Origin of the sequence: Micromonospora parastrephiae, from assembly GCF_016802865.1 — a bacterium.
GTDB lineage: Bacteria > Actinomycetota > Actinomycetes > Mycobacteriales > Micromonosporaceae > Micromonospora > Micromonospora parastrephiae.
In genome coordinates this window covers 1-19,514 of the sequence record NZ_JAEVHM010000044.1, presented here as the reverse complement: position 1 = coordinate 19,514, position 19,514 = coordinate 1, and the positions used below count along the sequence as shown (strand labels likewise).

The following is a 19,514-nucleotide window of genomic DNA, read 5'->3' as shown; positions in this document are numbered from 1 at the left end:
GCCCCACCGACCGGAGGCACCATGGTCGACCTCACCGACCTGCTCACCGACCTGGCCGACGAGTCCGCCCAGCTTGACGCCATGGTGGCCGCACTGCCCGCGGCCGACTGGGCGCGGCAGACCCCCGCACCGGGTTGGAGCATCGGGCACCAGATCGCCCACCTCGCCTGGACCGACCACGTGGCGCTGCTGGCCGCCACCGACCACGAGGCGTTCTACGCGACGGTGACCGCCGCGCCGGACGTGAACCGGATGGTGGACGCGGGTGCCGAAGAGTTCCTCGCCCCGCCGGCCGAGCTGCTCGCCCGCTGGCGGACCGGACGGACCGCACTCGTCGACGCACTGGCCGCCACTCCGGCCGGCGCGAAGCTGCCCTGGTACGGCACCCGGATGTCGGCCACCTCGATGGCGACCGCCCGAATGATGGAGACCTGGGCACACGGTGCGGACGTGGCCGACACCCTCGGCGTCGTCCGCCCCGCCAGCGACCGGCTCCGGCACGTGGCGCACCTGGGCGTGCGTACCCTCGGGCACGGCTTCGCCGCGCACGGCCGGGAGGTACCGACGGCGCCGGTCCGGGTCGAGCTGGCCGGGCCCGGCGGCGACACGTGGACCTGGGGTCCGGCGGACGCCGCCAACCGGCTGAGCGGTCCGGCCCTGGACTTCTGCCTGCTGGTCACCCAACGCCGCCACCGCGCCGACCTCGCCCTGCTGGCCACCGGACCGGTCGCCGACGAGTGGCTCGACGTGGCGCAGGCGTTCGCCGGGCCGCCGGGTGACGGCCGGAGGCCAGCGGGCGGGAGCGGAGTACGCGCGTGATCCGCATCGGCAACGCCTCCGGCTTCTACGGCGACCGGTTCACCGCCTGGCGGGAGATGCTCGACGGCGGCGAACTGGACGTCCTGACCGGTGACTACCTGGCCGAGTTGACCATGCTGATCCTCGGCCGGGACCGGCTGCGCGATCCCGACCTCGGCTACGCGAAGACGTTCCTGCGTCAACTGGAGACCTGCCTCGGCACGGCCCTCGACCGGGGGGTGCGGATCGTGACCAACGCCGGCGGGTTGAACCCGGCGGGCCTGGCCGCGGCCATCGACGCCCTCGCCGCCCGGCTGGGCCTGACCGCCCGGGTGGGGTACGTCGAGGGCGACGCGCTCCAGCGGCCGGACGCGTTGACCGCGAACGCCTACCTCGGCGCGTTCGGGATCGCCGCCTGCCTCGACGGTGGGGCGGACGTGGTCGTCACCGGGCGGGTCACCGACGCGTCGCTGGTGGTCGGCCCGGCCATCGCCCGCTACGGGTGGGGCCGCGACGACCTCGACGAGCTGGCCGGGGCGAGCGTCGCGGGACACCTCGTCGAATGCGGCGCGCAGGTCACCGGCGGCAACTTCAGCTTCTTCACCGAACTGCCCGACGGTGGGCACCGCCCCGGCTTCCCGATCGCCGAGGTGTACGCGGACGGCTCCACCGTGCTCACCAAACATCCGGGCACCGGTGGCGCGGTCACCGTCGAGACCGTCACCGCCCAGCTGCTCTACGAGATCGGTGGGCCGGCGTACCTGGGGCCGGACGTGGTCACCCGGTTGGACACGGTGACACTGCGCCCCGACTGGCCGGACCGGGTCCGGGTCTCCGGTGTCCGGGGCACACCGCCACCGCCCACGCTCAAGGTCGGCGTCAACAACCTCGGCGGCTTCCGCAACTCCATGACGTTCGTCCTCTGCGGACTCGACCTCGAGGCGAAGGCGGCGCTGGTCCGGGGGCAGATCGAGGAGGCGGTGGGCAAGGACGGGCTGGAGTTCACGCTGGCCCGGACCGACCACCCGGACGCCGCCGACACCGAGGCCGCCAGCGCCCTGCTGCACGTACACCTGCGCGACAGCGACAAGGCGCGGGCCGGACGGGCCTTCTCGGCCGCCGTGGTGGAGCTGGCGCTGGCCTCGTACCCGGGTTGCACGCTGACCACGCTGCCGGGCGACGCGACCCCGTACGGTGTCTTCACCGCCGACGAGATACCACAGAGCGAGGTGAGCCACGTCGCGGTGCTGCCCGGTGGCGAGCGGGTGCCGATCGCCCCACCGATCCGCACGGCCCTCGTTCCCGACCCGGAGACCGAGACGGCGGCGGGCGGCGACGCGGTCGAGGGTCCGAGCCGGCGCGGAGCGCTCGGTGAGCTGGTCGGCGCGCGCTCCGGCGACAAGGGCGGGGACGCCAACCTCGGTGTCTGGGCGCGCTCCGACGCCGGGTACGCCTGGCTGCGCGCCTGGTTGACCGTCGAGCGGCTGGCCGCGCTGCTGCCGGAGACCGCGCCGCTGCCGGTGCGGCGCTACGAGCTGCCCAACCTGCGCGCGGTGAACTTCGTGATCGAGGGCCTGCTCGGGGCGGGGGTGGCCGCGTCCACCAGGTTCGACCCGCAGGCCAAGGCGCTCGGTGAGCTGCTGCGCGCCCGGATCGTCGACCTGCCGGCCGACGTACCGGCGAGGTGACCCGATGAGCATCGTGGACACCCCCGAGCGGCGGCACCTGCGCGAACTGACCCGCGCGTTCGTGACCCGGGAGGTGCTGCCGCACCTGGACGACTGGGAGCGGGCCGGCGAGGTACCCCGTGCCCTGCACGCGACGCCGCGAAGCTCGGCCTGCTCGGCATCGGCTTCCCCGAGTCGGTCGGCGGCAGCGGCGGTGACCTGCTCGACTCGATCATCGTGACCGAGGAGCTGATCCGCTCCGGCGGCTCGTCCGGGCTGGTCGCGGCCCTGTTCACGCACGGCATCGCGTTGCCGCACATGGTCGCGGCGGCCGGTGCCCGCACCGGCGGCTCGCTGGGCGGCCGACTCGGCGGCACCTCGTCGCCGGGCGACGACGGCCTGATCGAGCGGTACGTCCGGCCCACTCTGGCGGGCACGATGATCGGCGCGCTGGCGATCACCGAGCCGGACGGCGGCTCGGACGTGGCCGGCATTCGCACCACCGCCCGCCGCGACGGCGACCACTACGTGGTGAACGGGTCGAAGACCTACATCACCAGCGGACACCGCGCCGACTTCGTGACCACGGCGGTGTGCACCGACTTTCTCGGCAGCGGCGAACTCACCCTGCTGGTCATCGACAAGGGGTCGCCCGGTTTCACGGTGGGACGCCGGTTGGAGAAGCTGGGCTGGCACTGCTCGGACACCGCCGAGCTGTCCTTCGTCGACGTCCGGGTCCCGGTCGCCAACCGGATCGGTGCGGAGAACACCGGCTTCCTGGCGATCATGCAGCACTTCGCAGCCGAGCGGCTCTCGCTGGCGACTCATGCCTACGCGACCGCGCAGCGCTGCGTCGAACTGGCCGTGCGCTGGTGCCGGGACCGGGAGACCTTCGGGCGGCCGCTGGCCAGCCGGCAGCTGATCCGGCACCGGCTGGCCGAGATGCACACGCGAACCGAGGCGGCCCGGTCGTACGTGCACGAGGTGGCTACCCGGGTGGCGGCGGGCGAGCCGGTGGTGACCGAGGTGGCGATGGCGAAGAACGTGGCGGTGGCCGCCTGCGACCACGTCGTCGACCAGGCGCTGCAACTGCACGGCGGCTTCGGCTATCTGCGCGACGCCGAGGTGGAACGGCACTACCGCGACGCGCGGATTCTCGGCATCGGCGGCGGCACCACCGAGATCATGAACGAGATCATCGCGAAAGGTATGGGCCTATGACCATCCTGGGCAGCGCGATCGACCCGGCCTCGCCCGGGTACGCGGCGAACCGGGCCGCGTTGCTGGAGCGGCTGGCCGAGCTGGACGCCGCGCTGGACCAGGCGCGGGCCGGCGGCGGCGAGAAGTACGTGAACCGGCACCACGCCCGCGGCAAGCTGCTCCCCCGGGAGCGGATTGAGCTGCTGGTCGACGCGGACAGCCCGTTCCTGGAGTTGTCGCCGGTCGCCGCGTACGGCACCGACTTCCCGGTGGGGGCCAGCGTGGTCACCGGCATCGGCGTGGTCGAGGGCGTGGAGTGCCTGATTGTCGCCAACGACCCGACGGTCCGCGGCGGCGCGGTCAACCCGTGGTCCCTCGCCAAGACCCGACGGGCCGGTGAAATCGCCCTGGCCAACCGGCTGCCGATGGTCAACCTGGTCGAGTCGGCCGGGGCGGACCTGCCCACCCAGGCGGAGATCTTCATCCCGGGCGGAAGGGTGTTCCGGGACCTGACCCGGCTCTCGGCGGCCGGCATCCCCACGGTCAGCGTGGTCTTCGGCAACGCCACCGCCGGTGGGGCGTACGTGCCGGGGATGTCCGACCACGTGATCATGATTCGGGACCGGTCGCAGGTCTACCTGGCCGGGCCGCCGCTGGTGAAGATGGCAACCGGTGAGGTCACCGACGACGAGTCGCTGGGCGGGGCGGCGATGCATGCCTCCACGTCCGGGCTCGCCGACCACCTGGCTGTGGACGAGCGGGACGGCATCCGGCTGGCCCGGCAGTGCGTACGCCGGCTGAACTGGCGCAAGCAGGGTCCGTCGCCGCGGACGGCGGTGCCGCAGCGGCCCAAGTACGACCCGGAGGAACTGCTCGGCATCACCAGCGCCGATCTGAAGGTGCCGTTCGACCCGCGTGAGGTGCTGGCCCGGATCCTGGACGGCAGTGACTTCGACGAGTTCAAGCCGGCGTACGGGGACGCGCTGGTCACCGGCTGGGGGGAGCTGCACGGGTATCCGGTGGGAGTGCTGGCCAACGCCCGGGGGGTGCTGTTCAGCGAGGAGGCGCAGAAGGCGGCCCAGTTCATCCAGCTCGCGAACGCCTCCGACACACCGTTGATCTTCTTGCAGAACACCACCGGCTACATGGTCGGCACCGAGTACGAGCAACGCGGCATCATCAAGCACGGCGCGTTGATGATCAACGCGGTGTCGAACTCGACGGTGCCGCACCTGACGGTGAACCTGGGCGCCTCGTACGGGGCCGGCAACTACGGCATGTGCGGCCGGGCGTACGAGCCGAGGTTCCTGTTCACCTGGCCGAACGCGAAGTCGGCGGTGATGGGCCCGGCGCAGCTCGCCGGGGTGTTGTCCATCGTGGCCCGGCAGGCGGCCGCCGCACGTGGGCGCGACTACGACGAGGAGTCCGACGCGGCGATGCGGATGATGGTCGAGCAGCAGATCGAGTCGCAGTCCGGCGCGCTCTTCCTCTCCGGCCGGCTCTACGACGACGGCGTGATCGATCCTCGGGACACCCGGACGGTCCTCGGGCTCTGCCTCTCGACGATCCACAACGGCCCGGTGAGGGGCGCCGACGGTTTCGGCGTCTTCCGGATGTAGCCCGTGAGCGCGAGGAACGCAGCGAAGCGGAGTCCCGCAGTCGCGAACGAAAGGCAGGCTCAGCGCTGATGACGATTCGGAAACTGCTCGTCGCCAACCGGGGGGAGATCGCCCGCCGGATCTTCGCGACCTGCCGGGCGCTCGGCGTGGAGACGGTCGCCGTGCACTCGGACGCGGACGCCGCCGCGCCGTTCGTCGCCGAGGCCGACCGGGCGGTCCGGTTGCCCGGAGACGCGCCCGCCGAGACGTACCTGCGGGTCGAGAAGATCCTGGACGCGGCCCGGCGCAGCGGCGCGGACGCCGTCCACCCGGGTTACGGGTTTCTCGCCGAGAACGCCGAGTTCGCGGCGGCGGTGACCGACGCGGGGCTGACCTGGGTCGGCCCGCCGGCCAAGGTGATCGCGGCGATGGGCGACAAGCTGGCGGCGAAGGCGCTGCTCGCCGAGGCGGGTGTGCCGATGCTGCCGAGCTGGACCGACACCGGGGACATCACCGGCTTTCCGGTGCTGGTGAAGGCGTCCGCCGGCGGCGGCGGGCGGGGGATGCGGATCGTCCGGGACTCGGTCGGGCTGGCCGAGGCCGTCGCCTCCGCGCGCCGGGAGGCGGCCGCGGCGTTCGGCGACGGCACGGTCTTCATCGAGCGGTACGTCGAACGCGGCCGGCACGTCGAGGTGCAGATCTTCGGCGACGCCGAGGGACGGGTGGTGGCTCTCGGTGACCGGGAGTGCTCGATCCAGCGCCGACACCAGAAGATCGTCGAGGAGGCGCCGGCGGTCGTACCCGGGTCGGTGCGCTCGGCGATGCACGAGGCGGCGGTGGCCGCTGGTCGGGCGGTCGGTTACCTGGGCGCCGGCACGGTGGAGTTCCTGCTCGCTCCGGGTGGGGAGTTCTTCTTCCTAGAGATGAACACCCGACTTCAGGTCGAGCACCCGGTGACCGAGCTGTGCACCGGGCTGGACCTGGTCGGGCTGCAACTGCTCGTCGCCGAGGGTGAGCCGCTGCCGGCGGCCCTGCCGGCGAGCACCGGCCACGCGATCGAGGTACGGCTCTGCGCCGAGGACGCGGCGGCCGGGTGGCGGCCGGCCACCGGGACGATGCACCGGTTCACGGTCCCCCAGGTGGCGGCCGAGTTCGGCGGGCTGGTCGGGCCGGGCCTGCGGCTCGACTCGGGCGTGGTGGCCGGCTCGGTGGTCGGTGTGCACTACGACTCGATGCTGGCGAAGCTCGTCGCCTGGGGTGGTACCCGCGCCGAGGCGGCCCGGATGCTGGCCACCGCGCTGGTCCGGGCCGAACTGCACGGGGTGACCACCAACCGGGACCTGCTGGTCCGGGTGCTGCGCAGCCCCGCGTTCGCCGCCGGGGAGATCGACACCGGGTTCCTGGACCGGCACCGGGAGGTCTTCGCTCCCCTGCTCTCCACCGGTCAACTCCCGTTGGCGACGCTCGCGGCGGCACTCGCCTCGGCCGCCGGCCGCCGCGCCGAGGCCCGGGTGCTGGGCGGCTTGCCGTCGGGCTGGCGCAACGTGCCGGCCGTCGCGCAGGTCACCCGCTTCGCCGGCCCGGACGGCGAGGTCGAGGTCCGCTACCGGCTGGACCGCACGGGTGGGCTCGCCGAGTGGTCCGCCGAGCCCGGCGCCAGCGATCCGCCCGCCGTGGAGTTGGTCGAGGCGACCCCGGAGCGGGTGGTGCTCGACGTCGACGGGGTGCGGTGCGCGTACCGCGTACACCGGGTGGGCCCGGAGGTCTTCGTGGACGGCCCGGACGGGGCGGCGAGCCTGAGCGAGCTGCCGCGTCTCCCGCTGCCGGCGGCGGAACTGGCGGCCGGGTCGCTGCTCGCGCCGCTGCCCGGCGCAGTGACCCGGGTGCACGTCCAGGTCGGCCAGCGGGTCTCGGCCGGCGAACCACTGCTCACGCTGGAAGCGATGAAGCTGGAACACCCCGTGCTCGCCCCGATCGATGGCGTGGTAGCCGAGCTGCCGGTGCCGGCCGGCGGTCAGGTGCGCACCGGTGCCGTGTTGGCCGTCATCGACGCTGAAGAGGAGGATTCCCGATGACCTTCGACCTCACCCCCGAGCAGGACCAGCTTCGCGACGCCGTGCGGGCGTTGGGCCGCCGCTACGGCCACCGCTACTTCGTCGAGAAGGCGAAGGCCGGTGAGCACACCACCGAGCTGTGGGCGGAGGCGGGTCGGCTCGGCTACCTGGGGGTCAACATCCCCACCGAGTACGGCGGCGGGGGCGGCGGCATCACCGAGCTGGCCATCGTCTGCGAGGAGCTGGCCGCGGCCGGATGTCCGCTGCTGCTGCTGGTGGTCTCCCCCGCCATCGCGGCCACCGTGCTCAACCGGCACGGCACCGAGGAGCAGCGCAAGCGGCACCTGCCCGGTCTCGCCGACGGCTCCCAGAAGATCGTCTTCGCGATCACCGAGCCGGAGGCCGGCTCCAACTTCCACCGCCTCGGCACGGTGGCCCGCCGCGACGGCGAGGGCTGGCTGCTCTCCGGCCGCAAGTGCTACATCTCGGGCGTCGACGAGGCCGCCCATGTGCTGGTGGTGGCGCGTACCGAGGATGCCGGGACCGGAAAGCTCAAGCCGGCGCTGTTCCTCGTGCCGACCGACGCGGCCGGGCTGACGCGGTCCAAGCTGGACATGGAGATCGTCTCCCCGGAGAACCAGTTCCTGCTCTACCTCGACGACGTTCGACTTCCCGCCGACGCGCTCGTCGGCGAGTCGCTGGATGCCGGCCTGCCGGCGCTGTTCGCCGGGCTCAACCCGGAACGGATCACGGTAGCCGCGATGGGCGCCGGCACCGGTCGGTACGCCATCGAGCGGGCCAGCGAGTACACCGCCACCCGCACGGTCTGGGGCGGCCGGAGCATCGGCTCGCACCAGGGCGTGTCGCACCCGCTGGCGCACGCGGCGGTGCAGGTCGAGCTGGCCCGCCTCATGATCCAGAAGGCCGCCACGCTGTACGACGCCGGCCGCGACCTGGAGGCCGGGGTGGCCGGCAACATGGCCAAGTACGCCGCCGGGGAGGCCGCCGCGCTCGCCGTGGACACCGCCGTGCAGGCTCTCGGTGGCGCGGGCATGACCACCGAGTACGGGGTGGCCACCCTGCTCGGTGCGGTCCGGGCCGGCCGGATCGCCCCGGTCAGCCGCGAGATGATCCTCAACTTCGTCGCGCAGCACGTCCTGGGCCAGGACAAGTCCTACTGAGCGGCGGCGGTCAGCCGGGGGCGCGACAGGCGGCGTCGATGCGATGCACCGGGCGTACCCGGCGGCCCATCCCCTCCAGCAGCGAATCCTCGATGTGGAAGTCGTGGACGCGCAGCCGGTGCCGGGGCAGTTCCTCCTCGCTCGGGCAGAGCACCTGCGCGCGCACCAGGCCGACCGGGACGTACCGCACTCCGCCCTGCTCCTGAAGGATCACCATGTTGACGTCGTCGGTGGTGACGACGTGCCCGCGTACGTCCTCGGTGGGGCCGTTCTCCGCCCCGACGGTCGTGACGGTCAACGGCAGCACCGGTGTGCTGATCACCGGAAGGGCGGCCCAGACCAGCATGGCCAGCACCGCCACCTCGGTCAGCGTCGCCAGCGGCCGGATCACCATGCCGGGCAGCGGCCCGGCGATGAACACGGCCAGCAGCGGCGGCACCACGACGAGCGCCAGCACCAGCCACTCGCCCTGCTCCCAGGCGTCCCGGAGCATGGGCAGCAGCAGCCAGCCGTACCCGGCGAGCAGCGCGACGATCAGCAGCAGGCGGGGCAGGACCCGTTCGTGCAGCCGCTCGGGGCGCAACTGGAACGCGGCCACGAACGCCGGCAACAGCAGTGGCAGGTAGAGCAGCGGCCAGGTGAGCAGGGCGAGCAGGAAGCTGGCCAACACCACCCAGGCCGGAGTGATGTCGGCCCAGCGGGCGAAGAGGGGACGACGGCGGGCGCCCGGCGGCAGCCGATCCGCGCTGACGGCCAGCACCGCGCCGAGCGCGAAGACGGCGACCAGCCCGGTGGACAGCAGCCGGGCAGCGGTGGTCAGGAAGCCGGCGAGCAAATTGACCGGTCCCACGTTGGCCACCAGCAGCAGCGTGGTCTGGAGTTCTCCGCCGGCCTCCACGCCGAGCCGGAGCACCGAGAAGATCGCCGGTACGCCCACCAGAGCGGTCCAGAACGACTGGCTGGCGCGGGCGCGCCGCTCCGCCGGATCCCACCGCACGCGTCCCGGCTCGGCCTCGGCGACGACCGGCTCGGCGGGTTCGGCGACCGGCACACCGACGGGCCACCCTGCTGCGTCCACCTCGGCGGCCGGCGGACCGCTGTCGGCCGGCACGGCCGCGCGGGGCGGCGGAACCGGGCCGTCGCCGCCGGTGGCGGTCGCGGCCGTGCTCACTTCGCGGGCGCCTTGTCGTCGAAGTCGACCAGCTTCGGCACCTCCAGGGGCTGCGGCTGGCGCTTCTCGGCCTTCAGCCACGGGCCGAGGGTCCGGTTGTACGCCGTCTGCCACGGGCTCGCCTGCCCGTCCCGGCCCTGCTGGTAGCTCTTCTGCAGGAAGAACGCGACGAGGTCGCGCAGCGCCGGGTCACCGATCGGCACGCCGATGCCGAGCAGTTCGCTGGTGCCGAACGGCATGTCGACGATCTCGAAATCCTTGGGGTAGCTGGCCAGGAACCCGGCGAGGATCGTCTCGTCGGAGCTGACCGCGTCGTAGCGGCCCTCCCGGATACCGGCGACACAGTCACCGACGTCCTTCACCACCAGCGCCTTGACCTGGTGCTTCTCCAGCTCGGCCTCGGTGGTGGAACCACCGCTGGTGCAGATCTTGTAGGCCGGGTCACGCAGGTCCTCGATGGTGCGGATCTTGTCCTTGAGTCGGGTCTCACCATCACCTCCTGTGTGGTGACGAAGTACGGCCCGGCGAAGCTCACCAGCTTCCTGCGCTCCTCGGTCATCGAGAAGCTGGACACCACCAGGTCGACCATGCCGCCCTGCAGGGCCGGGATGCGGTCCTCGGTGGCCACCGAGACGAACTCCAGCCGCTGGTCCCCCTCGTAGCCGAGGGACGCCGCCACGTACCGGCCGATCTCGACGTCGAAGCCGACGTGTTGACCGTTGCGCAGCTCGCCCATCAGCGGTTCGTTGGTGGCGACGCCGATGCGCAGCTTCGACTGACCGTAGATGTGCGTCTCGCGCAGCTTCTCCTGCACCGACGACAGGTCCGGTTCCTTGCGGCTGTCGCAGCCTGCGGCGGCGGCCAGGGTGAGGGTCACGGCGACCGCCAGCGTCGTCGCGACGGCGCGGAGCCGGGACTGGGAGCTACCTACGTTCATGGTGACCTCGCTGACGCAACAGCCTGCGGGACACCGAGAGTAGCGACTCTGGTCCACTTCGTAGGCCCACGCGCCGGGCCCGTCGGGATCGGACCGTCGGCGTGCCGGCCGGGCTCTGTGGTTGACAGCCGCCCGGGCCGGACATGCTGGAGGGGTGAGTCGATTGCCCAGGGCCGATGCGCGGACGGTGGCGGTGGTCGCGGCGTTGGGAGCCCTCGCGCCGCTGGTCACGCTGGTCGTCTGGCGCCGCCAGGATCTGCTCGGCGTGGCGCTCGCGCTGCTCTGCGTCCTGCTGGTCATGGTCGCCGGGGTGGCCACCTCGGCCGCCCGACAGGGCGACAGCCCCGAGCCGGCGGACCGATCGGCAGCGGTCGGGCCACTGGAGCTGATGCCGCACGGGATCGACGCGGACACCCTCGACGCGCTGGACAGCCGGGACGCGTTACGTGCGGTGCGCGACCGGCGGCGCGGGTCGGGCGGGCTCAGCGATCGGTGAGGGTGGGCGCGGTGAGCGCGTTCACGCCCCGCCCGGCCAGACACCGGTAGGCCCGGTCGACGCTGCCCTCGACAGGCGGCAACACCTCCAGGTGCCATCCGGTCGTTTCGGCGATTCCGGTGGTCAACCGAAAGGTGGTGACGCTGCACACCTGCCGGACCGGCCCGGCGGCAACCACCTCGTCGTACTCGGCGCCGACCAGCGACACCGGCAGGAGCCCTTCGGCGTACGTCTCCCAGGTGTGCGGACCGGAGCACGGGACGCGGGCCGCCTCGGCGTGGGTGCCGCGGATCCGCATCGGGCCGAAGCACTCCAACTCGGGCAGGCAGCGGGCGCCTTCGGGCAGGACTGTCGGCGTGCCGGCGCCGGTCGTGCAGCCCGGCAGTGGCCCGGTCGCCGGCGCGGCCACGTGGCTGGCCGAGGGGGACGGATCGGGCGGTGGTGAACCGCCGGCCACCCAGGCGCCGGCGGTGGCCGAGGCGGCCAGCGCGAGCGCGCCCGCTCCGCCGAGGAACCAGCGTCGCCGCCAGCGCCGGCCAGCGGGGGCGGTCGGGTGGGTGTCCTCCACGGCGGGGCGGGGAAGCGGCTGGCTGGCGACGTGCGGGCCGGAGTAGGTCGCGCCCCCGCTGACCGGGGCGCCGCTGACCGGGGCGCCGCTGACCGGCGCCGACGGCGGGCCGAGGGGCAGACCGGCGAGCATCTCGTGCAGTTCGAGGGCGGTGGGTCGTTCGGCCGGGTCGTTGGCCATGCCGGCGCGCAGCACGTCGATCAGCTCGTCCGGTACGCCCGGCAGGCCGGGGAGCGGCTGGTTGAACATCTCCAGCACGGTGACCAGGCTGGGATTGCGCTCGGACTGCCAGCGCGGCGGCCGGCCGTGCATCACCGCGTAGAGGGTGGCGCAGAGGGCGTACACGTCGACGGCGGGGGACGGCGGGCTGTGGCTGAACATCTCCGGCGGCGCGTACGCCGGGGTGAGCACCTCCAGGGTGACCGAGGCGTCCCGAGCCTCGGCGAGCACGGCCAGGCCGAAGTCGGCCAGCACCGCCGAGTTGAAGTTGGAGTAGAGGATGTTCGCCGGCTTCACGTCCCGGTGCAGCACCCCGGCCGCATGCGAGTGGGCGAGCGCGTCGGCGATCTTCATGCCGAGGTCGCGGGCCTCGACCGGACCCAGCGGCGAGGTGCGCATCCGTTCGGCGTACGACCCGTCGCAGAGCTCCATGATCAGGTAGGGGTGCTGGTCGACGGTGACCCCGACGTCGAAGAGGTCCACCACGTGCGGGTGCGACGACATCCGCCCGGCCGCCCGTGCCTCACGCAGGAAGCGGGCCTGGTCGCGCTCGTTGTCGAGCGTCCGGTTCTCCACCTTGACGGCGACCTCGCGCCCCACCGAGATCTGGGTGGCCTGGTAGACGGTCGCGTAACCACCCCGGGCAAAGACCCGCAAATCGGTCAGACCGGGCACGTTCGGCACCGGCAAACCTCCGGTCGGGGTGTCGGTCACTGCTCGAAAATACCCAACCCTGCCGGCGGCTCAGCGCACCGCGTCCGCGGGCGCGGCCCCGGCGTCCCCGACGTCGTCCGACGCGCCGGCACCGGCGGGCGTCGCGTCGGTGCCGACCGACGCGCCCCGGCGGGCATCCAGGCGCAGACCGATCGCGGTGGCCACCGCGCCCAGCCCCTCCCAGGCGGCCACCCCGAAGAACCGGTCGGGCGCGATGTCGGCCAGCACGGCGATGGTGAACACGGTGAACGTCACCAGCCGGAAGACCACCGTGAATCGGTAGAACACCCGCCACTCGGTGACCGTGGCGAGCAGGTAGTAGACGCCCATGTTGAACGCCGCCATCGAGGACGCCAGCAGGAACGTGCCGGTGTGATCACCGACGGCACGCGTGGCCGGCACGTCGAGCCCGAGCATGCGCAGCTGCGCCTCGGGCCAGAGCAGCCCGATCGCGCCCATCACCAGCGCCAGCACACCGAAGACCGCGATGGTCCAGCCCGCGATGGAACGCGGCAGCTTCATGAAGAGCCTCCCCAGGCACGACGGCGACGACCACCACTGTGGACCAGTCGACGGTGCTAACACGCTAGCCCCTGGGCCCGACGATCACATCCCCGAAACCGCCACAATCGGATCCCAGCTCCCCAGCTGGTTGATCAAGAGGTTCCGGTCACGAGAAGCCCGTTTCCTGACGCGAACCTCTTGATCACCGAGGTCAGTCGGAGAGGCGGGCGCGCAGGGACTCCGCGGCGGCGCGTTCGCTGCGCTGCTCGGTGGCGTACGCCAGACGGACCGCCTCGTCCGCGCAGGACCGGGCCTCCTGCGGATGGCCGCAGGCCGCCAGCGCCTCGGCCAGCACACCGGCCGCGATCACCTGACTGCGGACGTCCTCCGCCGGCGCGGTGACCGCCCGCCGCGCCCAGTCCAACGCCTGCTCCCGCTGACCGTGCGCCAGCAGCGCCGACGCGTACCGGGCCATCGTCTGGCGGCGGGAGAAGAGCAGCGACGGCGCGCTCGCGGCGGCGGTCGCCACCGGTGCGAGCAGCCCGACCGCGGTCGCCGAGTCACCGGCGGCCAGTCGGGCGGTGGCCAGCAGCACCCGGGGTGCGACCTGCGCCGGCGCCTGGGGGTTGTGCGGCTCGACGGTGGTCAGCACCGCGCGGGCCACCCGCTCGGCCGTCTCGCAGTCGCCCATGTCGAGGGCCACGAAGCCGTGCAACGTGCCGGCCATCCCGGTGAGCAGTGGATGCGAGGTCAACTCGGCGTACGACAGGGCGTCGGTCAGCAGGTCCGCCGCGTGCTCCGGCTCGCCCAACCCGCGCGCGACCACGGCACGGACCACCAGCGCGAACCCGCGCCCCCAGTCGTCGGACGCCGCGGCGAACTCGCGGTACGCCCGTCGGGCCTCCCGGTCCGCCTCGGCCAGCTCCCCCAACTCGGCGGTGGCGAACGCCGCCACCGCGCGCAGCGTGCCCACCGCCCACGCCTCGCCGACCCGCTCACCGAAGGGCAGGAAGACCTGCGCCAGTCGACACGCCTCGCCCAACCGTCCGGCGAGCAGGCGGGCGAACGCGGTGGTGCCCCGCAGCCAGGCGCGCCCGTACGGGTCCTTCAACTCGGCGAAGAGTCGGGCGGCCCGGCCGAGCACCGCGTCGGTGCCGGCGAAGTCACCCCGGGTGGTGGTGACCCAGGCCAGGTTCTGCAACGACCACGCCTGCCCGCGTCGATCCTGCGCGCCGAGGCTCACCTGGTAGGCGGCGGCCAGCCGGCTGCTCGCCTGACTCAACCGCCCACCCACGAAGTCGGCCATGCCGAGCCGGCGCATCGCCGAGGCGCGCAGGGTGGGTAGGCCGCCGGCCGTGGCAACCTGCAACGCCTCCTGCCAGGCGGACACCGCCCGCCCCTGGTCGCCGAGGGTCTGCTGGGCCTGGCCGGCGAGCAGCAGGGCGCTGGCCCGCACCGCCTCGTCGCCCGTGTTCGCGGCGATCTTCTCGGCGAACGCGAGCGCGTCGACGACCCGGCCGATCTGGAGCAACGCCCGCGCGTGCACGACCCGGTCGGCGGCCGGCACCCCGTCGCGGGCCAGTTCGGCGGCGCGTTCGGCGTACTCCACCGCCATCGCCGGTTCCCCGGCGGACAGCGATCGGCGGGCGGCCCGACCGAGCGCGGCGACCCCGAGCGGGCCCACCGCCCGGGCCGGTGCGTCCGGGCGCAACTTCACCGCGTCGGCGAGCCGGGCGGCCCGCTCGACGTGCGTCGCCACGAAGTCGTCGCGCGCCTCCTCTGTGAACCCGCCCACCGTGCCGGCCGTGGTCCCGTCCACCGGCGCCGCCCAGCGGGCCAACGCGGCGTGCCGCTCGGCCAGCTCCGCCTTGCTCACCCCGGCGTACGCGGCCTCCCGCATCAGTGGGGTGGCGAACGCGTAGCCGGCACGGGTGCGGTGCAGCATCCGGCGTTGCAGCAGCTCCTCCACGGCCCGGTCGAGTTCCACGGCGACCACCGCCGAGGGTCGCCCGTCGCGGCCGGCGCGCTGCTCACGCAGCGCCTCCAGCGCACCGGTCGGCACCGTGTCACCGACGACCGCCGCGTCCCGCAGCACCGAGCGGGCGTCCGGCGGCAGCGCGTCGATCCGGGCGGCCAGGACGGCGGCGAGGTCCCGGGAGAGCAGCCGGCTGCCCAACGAGCCGGGCACCAGCCGCCAGCCGGATGCCGGACCCTGATCCCGCGCACCGGGGGTGGGCCGCTCCGCGGTGGTGAGCGCCCCCCGCTCGATGAGCAGGGTGACCAGCTCGGCCAGGTAGAACGGGTTGCCCTGGGCGGTGGCGAGCAGCCGGTCCGCGTCCGACTGCGGCAGCTTGCCGCCGCCGAGGTAGCTGGTGAGCAGTCGGGCCGCGTCGGCGCCGCGCAGCGGCGGCAGGGAGTGCACCTCGGCGTCCGCGACCCGGGTCAGCGCACCGGCGGTACGCACCAGCTCGGGGCGGCCGAGCAGCAGCACCAGCACCGGGCCGGTGAGCCGGGACAGGGTCAGCCCGAGAGCGCGGATCGTCTCGGCGGTGGCATCGTGCAGGTCGTCCACCACGATCACCAGCGGCGCCTCGGCGGCGAGCCCACTGAGCAGGTCGGCGACCGCGTTCGGCACCGCCTCGGCGTCCGCGGCCTGCGGGCCCGCGCCGCCCCACTCGCCGTTGTCGGTGCCGGTGTGCGTGGGCAGTTCGGCATAGCCGAGCAGGGCGAGCAGCTGGTCGGTGGCGATCGGGGGCACCTCGCCGCCGGCGCGGGCGAGCCGCTGGCCGAGCCGGCGCAGTCGCTCATCCACCGCGGGCCGGGTCAGCGCGGTGGCCGCGTCACTCGGCAGGCCGACCGCGGCGCGGACAAGGTCGGCCAGCGGCGCGAGGCGACGCCGCTCGCCGAAGGCCGCGCAGCGCACCGAGAGCACCCGGGCACCGGTGTGCGCGGCGTACCGGCCGGCGCCCACGTCGTACCCGGCGGCGAGGCGTTCCACCTCGGCGGCGAACCGGGACTTGCCGATACCCGCCTCGGCGGTCATCAGCAGCACCCGCGGGTCGCCCTGGTCGATCACCTCGGCGAGCCGGCCGGCCACCCGGCCGATCTCGGTCTCCCGGCCCACGTAGGGCGCCTCGTCGCCCAGCCCCGAACGGGTGCCCGGCGCGTCCAGCAGACCCAACAGCTCGTACGCCTCGACCGGCTCACGCTTGCCCTTGAGGCGCAGCGGGCGCAGTGCCCGCCAGGACGCCACATGCCGGGTCGCGGCGGCGGTCCGCCCGCCCGCGTAGACGGCGCCGACGGCGGCGGCATCGGCCAGCCGGGCGGCGGTGTTCACCGTGTCCCCGATGACCGTGTACTCGATGGCGGCCTGGATGCCAGCGATGACGTCGCCGGTGTTGAGCCCCACCCGCAGCCCGAGCGGCGCGCCGCCGCCCCGCTCGTCGTCGAGTACCCGGCGGACGGCCCGCTGCATGGACAGGGCGGCGCGGACCGCGCGTTCGGCGTCGTCCTCGTGCGCCACCGGGGCGCCGAACACGGCCATGATCCCGTCGCCGGTCAGCTTGTCGACGTGCCCGCCGAAGGTCTTCACCGCACCCGCGAGGGCCGCGAGCACCCGGTCGGTGACCGCGCCGACACGTTCCGGGTCGAGATCCTCCGACCAGGAGGTGAACTCGGAGAGGTCGCCGAAGAGCACGGTGACCACCCGACGCTCGGCCGCCGGCAACGTCGCGGCGGCCGGCAGCGCGGCACCGCAGTTGTGGCAGAACCGCGCGCCGGGGACGGCAACGGTTCCGCACACCGGGCAGGTCACATGTGCTCCAACCCACTGACCCCCGGCGCGGATTCCCCGGTGCCGACGCCCAGATACTCCAGTTGGGCACGGACCGACCATTCGGCCGCCCACCACAACGAGCGGTCCACGTCCGCGTAGACCGCCGCGACCACCTCGGCGGGGGTGCGGGCGCCGGCATCGACCGCCGCACGGACCTGGTCGAGCCGGGCCGCCGGTGGGCCAGGTAGAAGTCGGCGGCGGCGGCGCAGTCGGCCAGCGCCGGGCCGTGGCCCGGCAGCGCCGGGATCCCGGTGTACGCGGAGAGCAGCTCCAGGCTGTTCAGATAGTCGCCGAGGTGCCCGTCCGGGTGGGCCACGACGGTGGTGCCCCGGCCGAGGATGGTGTCACCGGTGAGCACCACCCGTTCGTCGCCGTGCTCGACCAGGAAGCAGACCGAGTCGGCGGTGTGCCCCGGGGTGGGCACCGGCCGCACCGCCAGGGCGGGCAGGTCCAGTGGCGCCGAGGTGGCGGTGAGCGGGTCGGCGTCGATGCTGTGCGCCGGGTCGACGGCGCGTACCGGCACACCACCGAGCAGTTCACTCAGCCGGGCGGAGCCCTCGGTGTGGTCGGGGTGGCCGTGGGTGATCAGGATCAGCCCGATCGGGCCGTGCCCGGCGATCCGGTCCAGGTGCCCCTCGTCGGCCGGCCCCGGGTCGACCACGACGGCGTACTCCGCCGCCGGGGCGCGCAACACCCAGGTGTTGGTGCCGTCGAGGGTCATCGGGCCGGGGTTCGGCGCACGCAGCAGCGAAACCCAGCGGGGCAGCTCGTCGGCAAGCGCCGCCACCGCCCCCGTCACGTGCCCGCTCATGGCTGCGATCGTACGACCCCGCCCGCCACGCCCCGCGATCTTGCACTTGCAGCCCCTGATTCATCCCTGTTCAGGGCTTTCGTCCGCCGGAAGTGCAAGATCGCGGGGCGCTGTCAGGCGACCTCGACGATCAGTTCGATCTCCACCGGGGCGTCCAGGGGAAGTTCGGCCACACCCACGGCGCTGCGGGCGTGGCGGCCGGCCTCGCCGAAGACGGTGCCGAAGAGGTCGGAGGCGCCATTGATCACGGCGGGCTGTCCGGTGAAGCCGGGCGCGGAGGCCACGAAACCGGTCACCTTGACCACCTTGACCACGTTCTCCAGACCGACCAGCGAGTCGACCGCCGCCAGGGCGTTGAGGGCGCAGCGCTGGGCCAGGTCCTTCGCCTGCTCGGCGGAGATCCCGGAGCCGACCTTGCCGGTCGCCAGCAGCTTCCCCTCGGCGATCGGCAGCTGGCCGGAGACGTACACGTGCTGCCCGGACTGCACGGCCGGCACGTAGCTGGCCACCGGCGGCACCACGTCGGGCAGATCGAGCCCCAGCTCGGCGAGCTTCGCGTGCGGACCGCTGCTCATCGCGTCACCCCTTTGTTCGCGGCTGCGGGGCTCCGCTGCGCTGCACTCCTCGCGCTCAGCGGCGCTGGCCCCTTGTTCGCGACTGCGGGGCTCCGCTGCGCTGCACTCCTCGCGCTCACGCCTTCGGCCGCTTCAGGTAGGCGACCAGCTGGTCCGGGTTCGGGCCAGGGATCACGGCGACGAGTTCCCACCCGTCCTCGCCCCAGTTGTCGAGGATCTGCTTGGTCGCGTGGACCAGCAGCGGGACCGTGGAGTATTCCCACTTCTGCATCGCTGAAGGGCTCCCTCTCGGTGCGGAATTGTTCGAGGCACAGCCTACGGTCCGCTGGCCGAGCGAGGTGCGGGACGCTGCTCCGGCGCGGTCGGCAGCTCGCCGCACGGCCCCTGGTGCTCGTAGCCCTGCGGGCAACGCGACCGGTCGGGCAGCAGCAGGTCGCAGAAGACCCGATGCCGGTTGTTCTGGTCGTCGGCGTTCGACACGGTGGTCTCGCCCGCGTCCAGCTCCGCCAAAAAGCCCAGGGACACCGCGACCTGACCGGCCAGCACGGTGGCCGCCGCCAGGTCGGGCACCCGGATCGGCAGGTGGATGACGAAGCCGGGCTCGTCGTCGTCCCGGGTCCGCTCGGAGGGACGGCCGGACGCGCGATCCACCTCCGGCGGCTCCGGAAGCCGACGGTAGGACCGCTCGTTGACCGGCAGGCTGCCGACCGGCCCGCCAGCCGCCTCGCCCACCGGCCCCGTCCGGCGGTGCCGCTCGTTGGTCGGGAACTGGGTGCGAGGGATGTTGTCCGCGTCGCGCATGCACTGCCTCCGGTCGTACCAGTCGGATCATGCTTCCGGTCCGGACGATTCGTCCGTTCCGCCCCCGCACCGGGACGAAGGTAGGTCGGCGGCGGCAGTCCCGCCAACAGGACGCGCACGGTCGGTCACCCGTAGTCACATATGCGACACATCGCAGGTAGGAAGCCTGACTGTTCGCGACAGCGAGGTCCTGCCGGTCGGGCCGGTGGGCTCCGCGGCACGGTGGGGGCGACACCGATCCGGCGGTTGCCCGCTACCCTTCCGGTCGGACGGTCGCGCTGCGCCCGGCCGCCCGCTCGATACACGCTCGACGCCAGGGGTGGCGACGGGCGCCGCACCCCCGGGGGAAAGACATGACCCAGCCACCCAGCGGCGACCAGGCCGG

15 protein-coding genes and 2 pseudogenes are annotated in these 19,514 nt (G+C 73.4%); 7 read left to right on the top strand and 10 right to left on the bottom strand.

Annotated elements, in window-relative coordinates:
• Positions 1-21 precede the first annotated feature (21 nt).
• From JNW91_RS12115 to JNW91_RS12090, 6 genes and pseudogenes are all read left to right on the top strand, one after another.
• Positions 22-819, top strand: a complete 798-nt coding sequence (locus tag JNW91_RS12115; RefSeq protein WP_203174946.1) for a TIGR03084 family metal-binding protein — start codon at positions 22-24, stop codon at positions 817-819.
• 56 nt (positions 820-875) lie between these two features.
• Positions 876-2,486 (top strand): acyclic terpene utilization AtuA family protein, encoded by a 1,611-nt coding sequence (locus JNW91_RS12110; RefSeq protein ID WP_238424831.1) that lies wholly within the window; start codon positions 876-878, stop codon positions 2,484-2,486.
• A gap of 4 nt (positions 2,487-2,490) precedes the next feature.
• Positions 2,491-3,686, top strand: a pseudogene (locus JNW91_RS12105) (acyl-CoA dehydrogenase family protein).
• On the top strand, positions 3,683-5,284 hold the full coding sequence (locus JNW91_RS12100) for an acyl-CoA carboxylase subunit beta (RefSeq protein WP_203174944.1): 1,602 nt from the start codon (positions 3,683-3,685) through the stop codon (positions 5,282-5,284). The pseudogene JNW91_RS12105 and the gene JNW91_RS12100 overlap by 4 nt, the downstream one beginning before the upstream one ends.
• A 68-nt stretch (positions 5,285-5,352) precedes the next feature.
• Positions 5,353-7,338 carry an ATP-binding protein gene (locus JNW91_RS12095; RefSeq protein WP_203174943.1) on the top strand — a complete coding sequence of 662 codons (1,986 nt, stop codon included), beginning with the start codon at positions 5,353-5,355 and terminating at the stop codon, positions 7,336-7,338.
• The gene (locus JNW91_RS12090; protein ID WP_203174942.1) at positions 7,335-8,498 is read left to right on the top strand and encodes an acyl-CoA dehydrogenase family protein; all 1,164 of its coding nucleotides are present in this window, start codon (positions 7,335-7,337) and stop codon (positions 8,496-8,498) included. Before JNW91_RS12095 ends, JNW91_RS12090 begins: the two co-directional genes overlap by 4 nt.
• 10 nt (positions 8,499-8,508) lie before the next feature.
• Here JNW91_RS12090 and JNW91_RS12085 read toward each other — a convergent pair whose 3' ends face one another.
• From JNW91_RS12085 to JNW91_RS33120, 3 genes are read right to left on the bottom strand one after another with little or no spacing between them, the layout of a single operon-like run.
• Positions 8,509-9,669, bottom strand: coding sequence for a hypothetical protein (locus JNW91_RS12085; RefSeq protein WP_203174941.1), 1,161 nt, complete (start codon positions 9,667-9,669; stop codon positions 8,509-8,511).
• A complete protein-coding gene (locus tag JNW91_RS33125; RefSeq protein WP_407664310.1) occupies positions 9,666-10,031 on the bottom strand; it encodes a type 2 periplasmic-binding domain-containing protein in 366 nt (121 codons plus the stop codon). The genes JNW91_RS12085 and JNW91_RS33125 overlap by 4 nt, the downstream gene beginning before the upstream one ends.
• Positions 10,028-10,606, bottom strand: coding sequence for a transporter substrate-binding domain-containing protein (locus tag JNW91_RS33120; protein ID WP_255545106.1), 579 nt, complete (start codon positions 10,604-10,606; stop codon positions 10,028-10,030). The genes JNW91_RS33125 and JNW91_RS33120 overlap by 4 nt, the downstream gene beginning before the upstream one ends.
• Before the next feature lie 163 nt (positions 10,607-10,769).
• On the opposite strand from JNW91_RS33120, the gene JNW91_RS12075 reads away from it, so the two are divergent.
• A complete protein-coding gene (locus JNW91_RS12075; protein ID WP_203174940.1) occupies positions 10,770-11,102 on the top strand; it encodes a hypothetical protein in 333 nt (110 codons plus the stop codon).
• Here the strand turns inward: JNW91_RS12075 and JNW91_RS12070 are convergent.
• The 7 genes and pseudogenes from JNW91_RS12070 to JNW91_RS12040 all read right to left on the bottom strand — a co-directional run bounded on the left by JNW91_RS12070 (position 11,089) and on the right by JNW91_RS12040 (position 19,129).
• Positions 11,089-12,603 (bottom strand): serine/threonine-protein kinase, encoded by a 1,515-nt coding sequence (locus JNW91_RS12070; RefSeq protein WP_203174939.1) that lies wholly within the window; start codon positions 12,601-12,603, stop codon positions 11,089-11,091. The two genes, JNW91_RS12075 and JNW91_RS12070, sit on opposite strands and share 14 nt — an antisense overlap.
• Positions 12,604-12,633: 30 nt before the next feature.
• Positions 12,634-13,125: a hypothetical protein gene (locus tag JNW91_RS12065; RefSeq protein WP_238424826.1), complete on the bottom strand. Its 492-nt coding sequence runs from the start codon at positions 13,123-13,125 to the stop codon at positions 12,634-12,636.
• Between the two features lie 193 nt (positions 13,126-13,318).
• Complete coding sequence (locus JNW91_RS12060; RefSeq protein WP_203174938.1) at positions 13,319-16,921, bottom strand: adenylate/guanylate cyclase domain-containing protein; 3,603 nt, start codon at positions 16,919-16,921, stop codon at positions 13,319-13,321.
• A pseudogene (locus JNW91_RS12055) lies at positions 16,918-17,753 on the bottom strand (MBL fold metallo-hydrolase). Before JNW91_RS12055 ends, JNW91_RS12060 begins: the two are co-directional and overlap by 4 nt.
• Before the next feature lie 113 nt (positions 17,754-17,866).
• The gene (locus JNW91_RS12050) at positions 17,867-18,328 is read right to left on the bottom strand and encodes a RidA family protein (RefSeq protein WP_203174937.1); all 462 of its coding nucleotides are present in this window, start codon (positions 18,326-18,328) and stop codon (positions 17,867-17,869) included.
• A 115-nt stretch (positions 18,329-18,443) separates the two neighbouring features.
• Complete coding sequence (locus tag JNW91_RS12045) at positions 18,444-18,599, bottom strand: DUF4177 domain-containing protein (RefSeq protein ID WP_088950574.1); 156 nt, start codon at positions 18,597-18,599, stop codon at positions 18,444-18,446.
• A 44-nt stretch (positions 18,600-18,643) separates the two neighbouring features.
• A complete protein-coding gene (locus tag JNW91_RS12040) occupies positions 18,644-19,129 on the bottom strand; it encodes a hypothetical protein (protein ID WP_203174936.1) in 486 nt (161 codons plus the stop codon).
• Positions 19,130-19,514 lie beyond the last annotated feature (385 nt).